The organism is Mesobacillus sp. (assembly GCF_057785455.1).
Window position 1 is genome coordinate 1 of sequence record NZ_JBYNSB010000011.1, and the last position, 13,943, is coordinate 13,943.

11 protein-coding genes are annotated in these 13,943 nt (G+C 44.1%); 4 read left to right on the forward strand and 7 right to left on the reverse strand.

The genetic code is table 11. From position 1 onward, the window contains the following. Positions 1 to 238: 238 nt before the first annotated feature. Together AC3EBE_RS02480 and AC3EBE_RS02485 are read right to left on the reverse strand one after the other, a co-directional pair. Positions 239 to 1,849 (reverse strand): serine hydrolase domain-containing protein, encoded by a 1,611-nt coding sequence (locus AC3EBE_RS02480; RefSeq protein ID WP_488593432.1) that lies wholly within the window; start codon positions 1,847 to 1,849, stop codon positions 239 to 241. 110 nt (positions 1,850 to 1,959) lie between these two features. Continuing rightward, the gene (locus tag AC3EBE_RS02485; protein ID WP_488593433.1) at positions 1,960 to 2,745 is read right to left on the reverse strand and encodes a metal-dependent hydrolase; all 786 of its coding nucleotides are present in this window, start codon (positions 2,743 to 2,745) and stop codon (positions 1,960 to 1,962) included. Positions 2,746 to 3,195: 450 nt separating this feature from the next. Between AC3EBE_RS02485 and AC3EBE_RS02490 the strand changes: the two genes are divergently transcribed. Continuing rightward, positions 3,196 to 4,368 (forward strand): Alp7A family actin-like protein, encoded by a 1,173-nt coding sequence (locus AC3EBE_RS02490; RefSeq protein ID WP_488593434.1) that lies wholly within the window; start codon positions 3,196 to 3,198, stop codon positions 4,366 to 4,368. A 15-nt stretch (positions 4,369 to 4,383) separates the two neighbouring features. Then, on the forward strand, positions 4,384 to 4,983 hold the full coding sequence (locus tag AC3EBE_RS02495) for a hypothetical protein (RefSeq protein WP_488593435.1): 600 nt from the start codon (positions 4,384 to 4,386) through the stop codon (positions 4,981 to 4,983). 44 nt (positions 4,984 to 5,027) lie between these two features. Here the strand turns inward: AC3EBE_RS02495 and pepF are convergent, their stop codons facing one another. Then, entirely contained in the window at positions 5,028 to 6,845 is a 1,818-nt protein-coding gene (gene pepF / locus AC3EBE_RS02500) for an oligoendopeptidase F (protein ID WP_488593436.1), read from the reverse strand. A 178-nt stretch (positions 6,846 to 7,023) separates the two neighbouring features. Between pepF and AC3EBE_RS02505 the strand changes: the two genes are divergently transcribed. Beyond that, positions 7,024 to 8,679 carry an ATP-binding protein gene (locus AC3EBE_RS02505; protein WP_488593437.1) on the forward strand — a complete coding sequence of 552 codons (1,656 nt, stop codon included), beginning with the start codon at positions 7,024 to 7,026 and terminating at the stop codon, positions 8,677 to 8,679. Positions 8,680 to 8,718: 39 nt separating this feature from the next. On the opposite strand, the gene AC3EBE_RS02510 is transcribed toward AC3EBE_RS02505, so the two are convergent. The 4 genes from AC3EBE_RS02510 to AC3EBE_RS02525 all read right to left on the reverse strand — a co-directional run bounded on the left by AC3EBE_RS02510 (position 8,719) and on the right by AC3EBE_RS02525 (position 12,388). Then, on the reverse strand, positions 8,719 to 9,891 hold the full coding sequence (locus AC3EBE_RS02510; RefSeq protein ID WP_488593442.1) for an MFS transporter: 1,173 nt from the start codon (positions 9,889 to 9,891) through the stop codon (positions 8,719 to 8,721). A 722-nt stretch (positions 9,892 to 10,613) separates the two neighbouring features. Then, the gene (locus tag AC3EBE_RS02515; RefSeq protein WP_488593438.1) at positions 10,614 to 10,916 is read right to left on the reverse strand and encodes a hypothetical protein; all 303 of its coding nucleotides are present in this window, start codon (positions 10,914 to 10,916) and stop codon (positions 10,614 to 10,616) included. Beyond that, positions 10,913 to 11,389: a hypothetical protein gene (locus AC3EBE_RS02520; RefSeq protein WP_488593439.1), complete on the reverse strand. Its 477-nt coding sequence runs from the start codon at positions 11,387 to 11,389 to the stop codon at positions 10,913 to 10,915. The genes AC3EBE_RS02515 and AC3EBE_RS02520 overlap by 4 nt, the downstream gene beginning before the upstream one ends. Positions 11,390 to 11,455: 66 nt before the next feature. Next, a complete protein-coding gene (locus tag AC3EBE_RS02525; RefSeq protein ID WP_488593440.1) occupies positions 11,456 to 12,388 on the reverse strand; it encodes a YitT family protein in 933 nt (310 codons plus the stop codon). 160 nt (positions 12,389 to 12,548) lie between these two features. On the opposite strand from AC3EBE_RS02525, the gene AC3EBE_RS02530 reads away from it, so the two are divergent. After that, positions 12,549 to 13,676 (forward strand): NAD(P)/FAD-dependent oxidoreductase, encoded by a 1,128-nt coding sequence (locus tag AC3EBE_RS02530; RefSeq protein ID WP_488593441.1) that lies wholly within the window; start codon positions 12,549 to 12,551, stop codon positions 13,674 to 13,676. The last annotated feature ends 267 nt before the right edge of the window (positions 13,677 to 13,943 follow it).

A 13,943-nucleotide genomic window follows, 5' to 3' on the forward strand; every position in this document is an offset into this window, starting at 1 on the left:
TTCGTTTCAGGCGCGTAGACTCTTTCGGGATGAAGCGGGACAGGTGAGACCCAGGTAGAAATGGCCCGAAAAGCATGGCCATTTTACCCCGCAGGAGCAAAGCGACGAGGAGGCTCACCGCACGCCCCAAGAAAAATTTGCCCTTGAAAAAGCCGGCAGTTGGGCTTTTTCATAATTTTTCAGAGGAAAGCGAAGCGCCTGGAACGAAAATCAACAGCCTTGTTTAACAGAGCTTTCTTTAGCAAGACAGAGCAGGAACGCGCTGCTTCGGATAGCGCCATGCAAAATCAAATTCAAGATTGATATGGCCATTAATTTCTACAAAGTTTACCAGGCCATATTCCTTCGTCAAAAATTGGTTATGGGCAATCGCTTTTCCGCTTAACTCCATATTATTTTGAACGTCTTTAATCATCAAGTTTTCTCCTTGAATCCAGACTTCGTAGCTTTCTCTTCCATCAGAGTATTGTCCTTCCCAGTTATTCCAGTCCTCTTGGGAAGGGGTGTAAACAGTTTTAAATTCTGGGCAGGCCTTGCTATTGACAACAATGCTTTTAATGGACTGGAGCCCAGCACTGGCCGGAAAACCGACATTAAAGGCGATTTGTCCTTCCTGATCCAGGGCTAAAAAGGTATCTGAATTAAAAGGCTGGAGCAAATACTCTTGGTCTTCGTAGATGAGAGCATGTCCTGACTCATCCGATCTGATTTCCATCAATCCATAATAGCTGTGTAAATAAACTCCTTCATAATGGTCCCAGTCCACATCCCCTTTGCCAGATTCGCTTGGGTGAATGGCAGCTTCCGAAGGCGATTCAGCGAGCAGCTCGTCGACAATATCATAACCGGCTTGAAAGATATTCTCGCCATTTGCCAGTGCAATCACGGCAATTCCTTTTTCCGGAACAAGAATGAACTGGCTTGAATACTGGCTGCTGTACTGCCCGTAATGCCAGTAGCGGTCGATCCCATCCTTAGTTTCCTTGAAAAAAGAAATCCCGCAGCCGCCATCGGTTGTATTGTACCATTTGCTTTGCTGGCTTCTCATTTCTTTAATAGAGTCAGCAGAAAGAATAGCGGAATTTTGATAGACTCCCTCATTAAGATGCATCAAGGCAAATTTACAAAGATCATCAATGGAAGAGAAAGCATAATAAGAAGGATAGCTTGCGACAACATCATAAAACTGATGAGCCACCGAAAGCTCTCCGGCCTCACCTTTCTCGTGAGGAAGAGCCAATGGATAGGTCATCGCCTTCAAAGGATCATAGGTTGTCTGATTCATATTCAGCGGTTTGAAGAGCAATTCCTGCACCAGGGAAGCGAATGGCTTCCCTGTTACCTGTTCTGCGACAAAACCTGCAATATTCAAGCCGTGGTTACCATAAGAATAGGCGGTGCCTGGCTCAAAAAGGATTGGCAGGGTTGGCACAACTTCCTTCATGTACAGCAGGGGAGCAGCCTCATCATATTTAAACCGTGTGTCGTCACCTGTAGGCAGCCCTGATGAGTGTGTTAGCAGCATTCTGATTGTGATCTTTTCAGACAGTCCAGGGTTTGATGTGGTGAACCAGGGGACATAATGCTGGACGGTTTTGTCTAAATCCAATATGCCTTTCTCAACAAGCCTCATCATGACCGTACCTGTGAACAGCTTGCTGACCGAAGCGATGCGGAAAAGGGTATTTGTTCGAATCGGCATTCCCCATTCTTCAGCAGCATTCCTGCCAAAACCCTTTGCTAAAATCACTTCATGATCTTTGATGACAGCTACCGCAGCACCGGGTATCTGATTATTTTTCATATTTTCTACGATTATCGTATCAATTTTTTCTAGTGTGTTAGACATTCTTAAGACCCCTTATTGAGTATTCACTAATATCTATTCAAGCTTTTAAAGGGATTTCCTCCTTGGGGGAGGAAAAAGGCCCTAAGCTAGGTGCTTGGGCCTTATCCTGATTATCCTTTAGTGAACTCTTTCTCTTCCCCGTAACCAAGGACAATAACCTCTGTCTTTTTATAATCCTTTAATAGCTCAGCCAGCTCCTGATCTTTATCCACCATAAACCCAACGACAGGGAAAGCCTGCAATAACTGATTCAGGGTCTCAGGGGAGGGGGCTGTTTCTTGTGAAGGGAAGGTATGGCTCGGAATGACATACTTAACATCCAATAGTTTTTTTACAGAGTATGCAGCTTCCCTTGGCCCCATTGTAAAATGTCCTGAAGAAGCAAGAATGGCGATTTCCGGGTCATAGAACTCCTGGATCAGCTTCATATCCTCCATTAAGCCCGTATCTCCGGAGTGATAGACTGTAAAATCATTCTTAAAATCAAAAATATAGCCTGCAGCCAGACCTGCATATACAGGGCTTCCTTCTGTCTCGCCATAGGAGGATGTGTGATTTGCCTGGACCATTGTAATCGTTAATTCATCAAATGCTGCCGAGCCGCCTATATTGATAGGCAGGACGTTTTTGATCCCTTGCTGAAGCAGGATCATGGCCAGTTCGTATTGGGCTATGATCATTATATCTGGCTTGTGCTCAACCAATTTGGCCAGGCCGCTAGTATGGTCAAAATGTCCGTGAGTCAGCAATACACAATCTATTGATTTGAAAAATTCAGCCGTATTTAAATGCTTAGGAAAACCAGGGTTAAGATCAAAAAACGGATCGATTAAGTATTTCTTTCCTTCTTCACTTTTTAATACATACATCGCATGTCCCAATCTTTGTATCTTCATCTTTTTTCCTCCTAAAATCACCTGATATATTCACACTATTTCCATTCTATTTTTCATCGGAAAAATCAGAACGTGGAGAATGAAATAAAAAACAGGCCGGAATCCGGCAGGGGAGGGGAGTGGAACGAATGGGAATTTTAGGGAAAAATACAAGGATTCTGACGATGTATACAATATTGTGTACTTGTAAACATTTTGTAAACAATAAGTGCACAATTCTGTTTACATGTATACAAAAGTGTACACATGTTGGTAAATCAATATGTATACAGATTTGTCGTCGTTGTGTACAATTGTGTATACAAATGTGGTTGTGTTTACGTCTTGTTTACATGTTTACAAATATATTTCTTTTCACCTGTTTTTATTGCAGTATCTATTAATTCCCTTTACCTTTAAAATAGTAGTAGATACATAATTTACTTAGATTAATGAAAAGGAATGATATGAATGACAAAATCCAGAATTGCAGCAGTCGATGTAGGTAATGATTCTATTAAAGCGATATTTGGAGACGTTGATTTCGAATTGAATATCCCAAATATCATTGCGAGAGACACAGAAGACCGGCCGGTTATCGGAATCGAGGAACTGGATACAAAGGATCCGCTTGATGGTATCCACATCAAAGTCCACTCCCCTGCCCTGAAAGATAATAATGCTATTTATCGTGTCGGCAATCTGGCAACTAAGAGTGATAATGCTACCGAGTTGGACCCAGGAAGCAGCAAGTCAGAGGAAGATCAGACATTGATCATGCTTTTTGCAACACTTGCATTGGATGCAGTCAGAGAAGAAAATGGCAAACTCTTCACCAAAAATAAAAATGTCATTGATGCAAACTACACACTTGGAACAGGCCTTCCGCTTCGTGAAGTAAAAGAAGGCAAGGATGCAGGCTACCGTTCAAAGCTGGTTGGTTCTGTCCACCAGGTAGAATTCCTTGTGACTCCAAAATACCAAGGTATAAAGGTTAATATTAAATTTGATGAAGTAAAAGTTTATCCTGAAGGCTTTGCAGCTTATATCAATCTAGTGATGGATAACAGCCTCAAGATCATCAATAAGGATTTGATTGACCGCAGAATCCTGATCCAGGATATTGGCGGTTTATCAACTGATATTGCAGTTATTAAAAATAGAAATGTGGATGATGACAAAGCACAGGGCTTCAATCTTGGCGTTTCTGAAGCATTGGAACAAATCAGGGAAGAAATCCGCAGCAAGCATGGCGTTGAATTGGACAGCCGCAGAGATGTAGTGGAAATCATCACCCGCAAGAATGACCGCAACCATATTATGGTCAAGGGAAGCCGCACAAGCGTACATGATATTACGGACCGCATCCTTCTTGAACTGGCTAAAAAGCAATACCGCCTGCTTCGCAATGTGTGGGCAAAGAACTCTCAAACTGAAATTTGCTATTTTGTCGGCGGTGGTGCAACAGTACTGAAGGAATATATCAAAACATTGAACAATAATCTTGATGGCTACAACATTGAATTTTTCGAAGACGAAAAAGAAAGCATTTGGATGATGGCAAATGCATACTACAAGCTGATCATGGATTATGTGAAGAAAACAGAAAAGAGTAAACCTGCTTCTGAGCCTGTAAAAAGCTAAAGATAAGGTGATTTTATGAAAAAAACCAACCCAAACGAGATAAAAAGAGGACAAGCCCTGTCATTTCGTGTTCCTTCAGACACGCCGGACCATATATTGAGGCATCTGCAAAAGCTAAAGGAAACAGAGAGAAGGAATTTCTCGAGCAAGATCGCTGAATTTGTTATGCAGGGCGTTGGCAGTTCTTCTTCCAGGGAACGCGAAACGATCACTATTCCTCTTCCTCGTAATTTAAGTAAATCACAACGGGATTGGATCAAGCACGAGCATTCAGAGGCCCTGCTTGGTAATATTGTGTATCACCTGTTAACGGACCCGATACGGGCCACCGCCCTGCTTGCTTCATTGAACAGTAAATCAACTGAAATCGATGAGGCGCTCTATCTGCAGGAAGAGACTGTATATCCAACTTTTGAAGCGATACAGGATAACAGCAGTATCGCTGCAGCAGAAGAAACGGCTTCCTCGGCGGAAACGGATCCTTTTGAGGATGACCTTGATTCGTTCAGCTGGGAATCTATGAAACAAAACGAGGATTCGGAAGAGTCTGCCGAAGAAACGGATGAAGATTTAGACGATCTTCTTGGTGACTTCCTCGCCAAAATGAATAAGTAACAAAAAAGGAATCCCTCAGAGCCGAGGGGTTCCTTTTTGTTGCATTATTGATAAGAGTTTTCCAGCTCGTCGATTAACGAACCAACATAAGCAACGGCCTTACGGACCGGTTCTGGCGTTGACATATCAAGGCCAGCATGCTTTAACAGTTCAAGAGGCTTCATGGTGCCGCCCGCGCGGAGCACCTCGAGCCAGCGGTCGACAGCCGGCTGGCCTTCTTCCTGGATCAACTGGGCAACGGCAGTAGAGGCAGTCAAACCAGCTGAATATGTGTAAGGGTACAAGCCCATATAGTAATGCGGCTGGCGCATCCATGTTAGGCTGGCTCCTTCATCGATTTCCACTGTATCTCCCCAGAAGCCTGTCAGGACGTCTGCTTTGATCTCTGTCAGTGTTTTTGCAGTCAATGCTTTTCCGGCCTCAGCATGCGCATAAACCCGGCGCTGGTACTCCGCTTCAAGCAAATGAGTGACAAAGTTATGATAATAAGTTCCTAAAAGCTGAAGGATGACCCAGCGGCGCATCTGCTGATCGTCTTTGTGTTCATTAAGCAGATGCTGTGCCAATAGCATTTCATTCATTGTCGACGGCGCTTCGATGAAGTACATGGAAGGACGGACATTCATGATGCGCTGATGCTTATTGGCTAAATAAAAATGTCCTGCATGGCCAAACTCATGGGCAAGCGTGAAGCAGCCCCTCATATTGTCTGCCCATGTAATCAGGATGTAAGGATGTGAACCATATGGGCTAGAGCAGAAGGCACCAGTAGATTTGCCGACGTTATCTGCAAGGTCAACCCAGCGTTCCTTAAAGCCCTTCTCGACCATTTCCACATATTCAGTACCCATGACCTTCAATGACTCTGAGATGACCTTGCTTGCTTCTTCATAGGTGATTTTTGGATCGAAATCCGGTTCGAAAGGTGCCTTTAGATCACAGAACATCATTTTATCCAGGCCAAGAACTTTCTTTTTCAGCTGGGCGAAGCGGCGCATATGTGGCGCTAGCTCTTTATAAATGATATCAATCTGGTTGTTGTACATTTCCAATGTGACCTGCTGAGGCTCAAGCAGCATATGGGTGACAGATTCGTAGTTACGCAGGCGGGCTAATGTGACCTGCTTTTTTACTTCTGTAGCGTACGTTGCCGCGATTGTATTTTTGTATTGTTTAAGTGTGTCTACGAAAGAATCGTATGCTTTTCTGCGGACATCAGTATCTGGTGAGAATTCATATCTGCTTTCGAAAAGGGCAAAGGAAACAGGCAGCTCATTGCCCTGCTCATCTTCAATAGGCGAAAAAGACATATCAGCCAGTTTGGCCATTTCATAGATTTTATAGGGAGCAGCATGGACTTCACCGAGTGAGGCCAATACTTCCTCAGTTTCGGGAGATAGCTTATGCTTCTTTGTTTCCAGCAGTTCAAGAAGGTTTTTCCGGAATGGCTCAAGCTTTGGCTCCTCGTCGAGGAACTTCTCCACAGTGCCTTCCTCAAGCTCCAGGATTTCAGAAGATATAAATGACAAAGCAGCCTGTGCTTCTGTACCAACGGAAGCAGCCTTTGCAGAATTTGCCTGGTTTAGTGGGTCAGTGCCATCGGCAGATTGCTTCAAACTTGCATATGTACGGACTTTAGTCAGTTTCTCGAATAGCTTTTCCTGGGCTTCAAGACAGGTTAGCAGCGCGTCAGCTCCGCTATGCAATGTGCCCTTATAATCGCTGACCTTTTTCACATCTGCTGAAATTTCCTCAAGTGCAGATTCCCAGGACTGGTCAGAGACAAATAAATCATCCAAATCCCATGTCAGTTCCCCGGGAACCTCTGAACGAAAAAGGCGTTTTTCAACGGTTTTATTCATATGAATCTCCTCCTTTAGTAATCTAATTTTACTACGAAAAGCGAAATATTGTCAGTAAATATCATTGAATAATTAAAATATTTCAATAAATATCCTGCGAGAATAAAATACTATGGCAAAGATAATAATAGTGGTTTATTATTAATGTGTGAAAATTATGAAAATAGGTGGGGGTCTATTGATTTTCTTAGACTATTTAATTAATCTCTCCATTTTTTCTTTATTAGTCAGTACACCATTAATCATCCGTTCTTTTATCAACCATAAACCGTTAAAACAGCTGCCTGTCTGGGCAGGGTTATATGCAGGGCTTGTATCATCCGTTCTCGTAGGCCTTTCGTTTCAGCTGAATGGATTTACATATGATATTAGATATGCAATCTTAATTTTAGTTTTTGCATATCTTGGACCCACAGCAGGGTCAATAACGGGAATCTTTGTCATTGTCAGCAGGCTGATTGCGAGTGAAAATTGGCTGCCTGCCATAACAGGCTGGCTGGTCATTATGGTTTCGTTCACATTTTTACATAGGCGATTTTTTAATGCAGCGCCTTTAAAAAGAACCATTATATTGACAGCATCTTATATCTGCATATACATCGTGACGGTACCGCTGATATTCAATGTTTTTCGAAACGATCCGGTTTTCCATCTTCAGTATCTTCTTTTTATCGTGCTCGGAGTAATGATTGGCGGATTGCTGATTGAGTCTTACGAAAAATTATATCGGATTATTTCTGAGAAAAGGAAAGTCGAGAGATCATTGGAGGAAAGCGAGGCAAAATATCGTCTGATTGCTGAAAATACATCAGATTTAATCATGGTAGTGGACCAGGACAGCAGAATCAGCTATCTGTCGCCGTCGCATGAAAAATCTTTAGGCTATTCACTGGAGGAACTGGCGGCTAAGGGATTCCTGCAGTTTATCCATTCTGATGACATAAGCGGTTTTCAAAACACAATTAAAAGAATAATCACAGATATGGAATCACACCCGATGGAATTCCGAATGCTCCATAAAGACGGCTGCTGCATCGAGTTTGAATCACGCTCTATGCCTGTCATCGGGAAAGACGGGACCATTGAACATATTGTGATCATCAGCCGGGATATTTCCGAACGGAAAAAAGCCGAAGAAATCCTGTTGCAATCTGAGAAACTTTCAATTGTTGGCGAACTGGCAGCGGGTGTTGCCCATGAAATTCGAAATCCTCTTACAACCATAAAGGGATTCGTGCAGCTCTATAAAAAAGAGGATAGCTCTATTAATTTTAATGACTTACTGCTAAGCGAACTGGACAGGATTGAAACGATCACAAGTGAAATGCTGTCACTGGGCAAGCCCCAGGCCATTCAGCTTAATCAAGAGAACTTGCAGATCCTTCTTGAAAATACGATTGAACTGCTGTCGCCCCAGGCCAATATGAAGGATATCCAGTTTGTAAAAAGCTATCAGGAAGCGGATTTCTATATCACCTGCGAAAAGAATCAAATCAGGCAGGTCTTCCTGAATATCTTCAAGAATGCGATGGAGGCGATGCCTAAAGGCGGGACCATCAAAGTCAGCCTGTATAGAGAGCAGGATAGCCATTGCATCGTCGCTATTCAGGACGAGGGCTGCGGAATTCCGGAAGAATTGCTTCCGCGGTTGGGAGAACCCTTTTACACGCTAAAAGAAAAGGGGACGGGCCTGGGCTTAATGATCTGCCATAAAATCATCAAGCAGCACAACGGCTCCATCTTTTATCAGAGCAAATTGAATGAAGGGACGATAATAACAATACGCCTGCCAATGGTCGAAACAGCGGAAGCGGCAAATGTAACAGAACCATAAAAAAGGAGGACGGCATTGAAGCCGTCCTCCTTCTCTGTTTTATACATTGGCAGAAAAAGAATTTTTCGTTCTTGTGTTATAGACTTGATAAAGGATAAGAGCGATGGCGGATAAAATCACACCCGAAATATAAGGCATGCCAATCGCAATCGAGAACAGGAATCCTCCCAATGGAGGGCCGATAATCCTGCCAAGTGAGTCAAACGATGACAGCAAGCCGGTCGTGCTGCCGTGTCCTGCAGTCGATTTCTTGGTAAGAAGGGATGATACACTTGGGCGAATAAGCCCGTTTCCGACACCGAAGATCGTTAAGAAGAGGGCTGCAGTACCGAAACCGTTGATCAGCAATATCAAACCAAAGCCGATAGCTGAAATGATGATTCCGAGCTGAATGACGGCACCTTCACCAAATTTCTTGGTCATTCGCCCTACCAATCCTCCCTGGACGATCGCGCCGGCAAGTCCCATAATCATGAAAATATAGCCCAGCTGAACCGATTCCAGTCCGGCCTTCTCTGCTGCAAAATACGCAAAGGTTGCTTCGAGGCCTGACAATGAGAGAGACACAAAAAGCTGAAGGATATACAGGACAGATACCGGTCCGTTGAATGCCTTCAATAAAGACGTTTTTTCCTTCGCCTGATGGCTGCGCTGTTCAGGGGTCAGAGATTCTTTCAGGACAAACGTGACGAGCAGGAACGTAAGCAGCGATGTGGCGCCAGCAAGGTAAAACGGAGTGCTTAAGTTTGATTGTGAAAAAATCCCGCCAATCGCCGGCCCGAATATAAAGCCAAGACCGACAGAGGCACCGATGATACCCATTCCCTTTCCGCGGTCTTCCTCGGAAGTGATGTCCGCTACGTATGCCATGACAGTTGGCATGTTAGCCGAGGACAGCAGCCCGCCAATGATCCTGGCCGCAAACAGCATCCAAAGCTCAGATGAAATCGCCATCAGGAAGAACGAGAGCGAGAGCCCCAGGATTCCGATCATGATGACCGGCTTCCTGCCAATCCTGTCAGACACGCGGCCCCACATAGGTGCGAATAAAAGCTGCATCAACGAATAGACAGCCATCAATAACCCCAGCTGTGTCGGGCTCGCACCGATCTCCTCAGCATAGAAAGGCATTACCGGAATGATGATCCCAAACCCAACCATCACCAGGAACATGACCAAAAATAAAATAGGCAGAGCCTTCTTAGTATTCATCAACTCATTCACTCCAGTTTTTCAGCTATATAGTAAAGGCAAATGGTAATTAAAAAAACAAAACAATAAAACCAATAAGCAATAAATCAAGAAAACAATTAAGCACTAAGCTTTACCCCTTTAAAGCACCGGGGGTCAGACCCCCGGCGCTTTAAAGGGGTGAAGTGCTTCTTGTTATATGATTATAGGTCATTCATTTCTTCCACTAGCAATCGTTAAAATTATAGCAGAAACATTGCCAGCATACCTATAAGAGAATCTCACCCGACTAAATAATGCAGACGGTTGGTAAGAGGTTAGTATTTGTTGTTGAGGATAATTTATCCATATAGGAGCAATGAAAAGAAAAGGATGCTGCTAGGCACCCTTATCAACTGATATTGTAGTTTAAACATCTTCTTCCTCTCTGAAGTGCATTGAGGGTACCGCTCATTGCAGTTCAAACAGTTTTTTATCCTCTGAAGTGCATTGGGAGCACCGCTCAATGCACTTCGAACTTTATGAGGGTCCATCAGAGACTCCGGCCGAGTTGTCATGCAGGTATTTTGTGAGTTCGAAAAACAGGATGGTCAATGGCTGTACTGTTAAATAGACAGGCCAGGACATAAAGGGAGTCCAGATTTTATAATGCAGAAAGCCTAGCAGGTTGGCTGAGATTAGCAGTTCAAATAGGACGCCGCCCAGAGAAAAAGTTAATATATAAAAAGCCAGCTTCAGTCCTTTTAATTGATACTTGTCGTATATGTAAATGAACACGTAGCCGAATGGGACGTATGTGATATAGAAAATAAATCAAAAAGCTCATATTTGCTGGTATCCATAATGTCATACAAATCCTGATGGGGACCGGCGAGAAGGTGGTCAGTCACTCTCGATACTGCAGCCGTAAATAACAAAAGCAGCAGCGTAATGGATGCAGGGAAACGCTTTGGCAGCTTATACAGAAGGAATACGAGAGCCAGGGCGGACAGAAGGATATACCATTCATTCAGGTCAAAATCCTTGGGCAGAGGCAAAAAGCTCATGGTTTGACTCCTTCCTTTTGCAAGATGATGCTAAATAATTTCCCCAAAGAACGGGTCAGGGCCAAGAAAAATATCCAGGATCCCAAAGAAGCCCAAAGCGGCCAATTTACCTGGTCCATGACCTTGAGAAGGACGAGCAGCTTTTCAATACCGGTCAATGAAAGAACCCAAATCACGAAAAGTGTAACTTTAGCAGGCAAAGAGTGAACTCTTCTGTCAAATTCGAGGTACCAGAGAAGCAGAAGAGGGATAACGACTACCTCTTCAACTCTGAACATGACAAAATGGGAGGGCTCCTTGGAAATCCTCCATAATTTTTCATTATCCGCAATAACAGAAATAAAACTGGTGAATAGGTATTCCAATCCCAGCAAAACGAAAAGAAGCATTAGTTTGTTATTCTTCTTGCGAAGTAGAATGAAAAATAAAATCAAGATGATGGCAAACGAAATAAAGAAAGAAACAGTAATCATAGAGGCCTCGATGCTCTGCGAATTTATATTATCTTTTGCGGGCAGTTTCATAATTATTCAGATTCATCATTTCAGGCCTTTGATGGTAAGATCAATCATATTAGAAGCAATAAAGTAAGCACCCAAAGACAGCAGCGCCCGATCCCAGCCAAAAATAAACCCGGCGCTTGAAAAGACGAAGAAGTTCATGAACATGATGGCTTTCCCGATTGATAAAGAAGTTCGCCTGTTCAATAAAATCCCGACAATCTCTGTACCGTCGAGTGAGCCCCCGAAACGGATGACGAGCCCAACCCCTACCCCAAGGCATGCCCCGCCCAATACTGAGGCTAACAGCGGGTTTTCTGTCGGGACAGGGACATTGTAGAGCAGGAGTGTTCCCATAGACAGAACCGTGATGCCAAATAAAGTGGTCAGCACGAATCTTTTGCCGATTTTCAGGTAACCAAGATACAGGAACGGGAGATTCAGAATCAATAAGTAAAGCTCAAGCTTCAGGCCTGTTAGATAGGACATGATGATGGAGATGCCGACAATCCCGCCATCAATGATATGGTTGGGGACTAAAAAAATCTCAAGGCTGATCGATACGAACAGGGCTCCGGCAATGACAAATAAGGATTTTAAAAATAGCTTGAACACCGGAACCTGTCTTTTTGACCGGGATTCATTCTCCGGAGTAATAAACTTAACCATAAAGAATACAGGCAGCAAAAACCCGATGCTTTGTTCCATAAAAGCGACTGTTTTTGACCAGCCAATTGGAATGACGTCGGAATAGCTTTCGAAGAGCATTGCCGCTGCACTCAAGTGCACAGCATTCCAAAGTTTATCGGCTAAAGGTATTTGCGGCTTGAGGGAAAAGGGGTCCAGCAGCGGGCCCAGTTTTGAAATATCCAGGAAAAAATAGATCAGCGCAAAAGCCACGAATACATTTATATAGAAAAATAGAAAGTTGACCAGATCTGAGAGTTTTTTATAGTGAACAGCAGTTAGCATTCTATCGCTTCCTTTTAAGGACAAGTGATAAATTGTATGTGAAATTTTTTTATACATTCATGGTCTATGTAAAAATAAATGGTTCTCATTGGGACATTGAAGTCTGCAGCAGTACTCCTGTAGAATGTACACAAGTAAAATAGGGAAAAGGTGTTCATTTATGAAAAAAGTTGTTGTCATCGGCGGTGGAATCTTAGGAGCTTCGACGGCCTACCACCTTGCTAAATCAGGTGCCAGTGTCACAGTTATTGACAGAAACGAACCCGGACAGGCGACAGATGCCGCTGCAGGGATTATTTGTCCATGGCTAAGCCAGCGCAGGAATAAGGCATGGTATTCGCTGGCAAAGAGTGGGGCTGCCTATTACAGTTCTCTGATCAGGCAGCTTGAGGATGATGGGGAGACCGAGACAGGCTATGAAAAAGTAGGAACCATCAGCATCCATACAGACGCAGCGAAACTGCAGAAAATGGAAGAACGGGCAGCTATCCGGAAGGAGGATGCCCCGGAAATTGGCGACATCAACCTGCTTACTGAGGAAGAAACATCGCGGCTTTTTCCGCCGGCTGCAGCTGAATATTCCAGTGTCCACATCAGCGGCGGGGCGCGCGTAGATGGTCGCGCCATAACGGATGCCCTGCTCAGTGCTGCAGGAAAGAATGGCGCCAGAATGGTTAAAGGAAATGCCGTATTGGAAGCTTCCCATGGACAGGTTAAAACAGTACGGGCTGGAGAGGAACGATTTGATGCGGACGCCATCATCATTACAGCAGGTGCGTGGGCTCCTGAGCTCTTGAAGCCGCTGGGAAAGGTGCTGAGTATCGCACCGCAAAAGGCGCAAATCCTCCATCTGCAGCTAGAGGAAACAGACACAAAGGGTTGGCCGGTTGTGATGCCTCCAAATAATCAATATATCCTTGCTTTTGAAGGCGGAAGAGTCGTGATTGGAGCGACCCACGAAGACGAAATGCAGTTCGACCGAAGGGTAACAGCTGGAGGGATGCACGAAATCCTTGATAAAGCATTGGCTGTCGCTCCTGGACTTGCTGATGGAACATTCCTTGAGGCTCGCGTTGGATTCAGGCCGGTAGCACCAAATTTCCTGCCGATCATTGGACCAGTGCCAGGATTTGAAAATATCCTCCTCGCAAATGGGCTGGGATCCTCTGGATTGACGGTTGGCCCATACCTTGGGGCCCAGCTGGCAAAGCTGGCAATAGGGGAAAAGGTTGATATAAATCTTGAACTATATGATGTATCGGGAGCGATATGTGATACTATTTCCTAGGCAATTAATTAATATTAAGCTGTTTTATGAGCATGCCATTGGCATGTTCTTTTATTTTATAGCCGAATGTTAAATTTAAAAATCCTGTTGCTCTTCGTTCTAGGCGCGAAGACTCCTTCGGGATTTAGCGGGACAGGTGAGACCCAGGTAGAAATGGCCCGAAAAGCATGGCCATTTTACCCCGCAGGAGCAAAGCGACGAGGAGGCTCACCGCACGCCCCAAGAAAAATTTGCTCTTGAAAAAGCCGGCAATTGGGCTTTTTCATA

Excerpts from the sequence above, each read along its gene's own strand:
- AC3EBE_RS02480 (WP_488593432.1), bottom strand. The coding sequence starts at position 1,849 with ATGTCTAACACACTAGAAAAAATTGATACGATAATCGTAGAAAATATG.
- AC3EBE_RS02485 (WP_488593433.1), bottom strand. The coding sequence starts at position 2,745 with ATGAAGATACAAAGATTGGGACATGCGATGTATGTATTAAAAAGTGAA.
- AC3EBE_RS02490 (WP_488593434.1), top strand. The coding sequence starts at position 3,196 with ATGACAAAATCCAGAATTGCAGCAGTCGATGTAGGTAATGATTCTATT.
- AC3EBE_RS02495 (WP_488593435.1), top strand. The coding sequence starts at position 4,384 with ATGAAAAAAACCAACCCAAACGAGATAAAAAGAGGACAAGCCCTGTCA.
- pepF (WP_488593436.1), bottom strand. The coding sequence starts at position 6,845 with ATGAATAAAACCGTTGAAAAACGCCTTTTTCGTTCAGAGGTTCCCGGG.
- AC3EBE_RS02510 (WP_488593442.1), bottom strand. The coding sequence starts at position 9,891 with ATGAATACTAAGAAGGCTCTGCCTATTTTATTTTTGGTCATGTTCCTG.
- AC3EBE_RS02515 (WP_488593438.1), bottom strand. The coding sequence starts at position 10,916 with ATGAGCTTTTTGCCTCTGCCCAAGGATTTTGACCTGAATGAATGGTAT.
- AC3EBE_RS02520 (WP_488593439.1), bottom strand. The coding sequence starts at position 11,389 with ATGATTACTGTTTCTTTCTTTATTTCGTTTGCCATCATCTTGATTTTA.
- AC3EBE_RS02525 (WP_488593440.1), bottom strand. The coding sequence starts at position 12,388 with ATGCTAACTGCTGTTCACTATAAAAAACTCTCAGATCTGGTCAACTTT.
- AC3EBE_RS02530 (WP_488593441.1), top strand. The coding sequence starts at position 12,549 with ATGAAAAAAGTTGTTGTCATCGGCGGTGGAATCTTAGGAGCTTCGACG.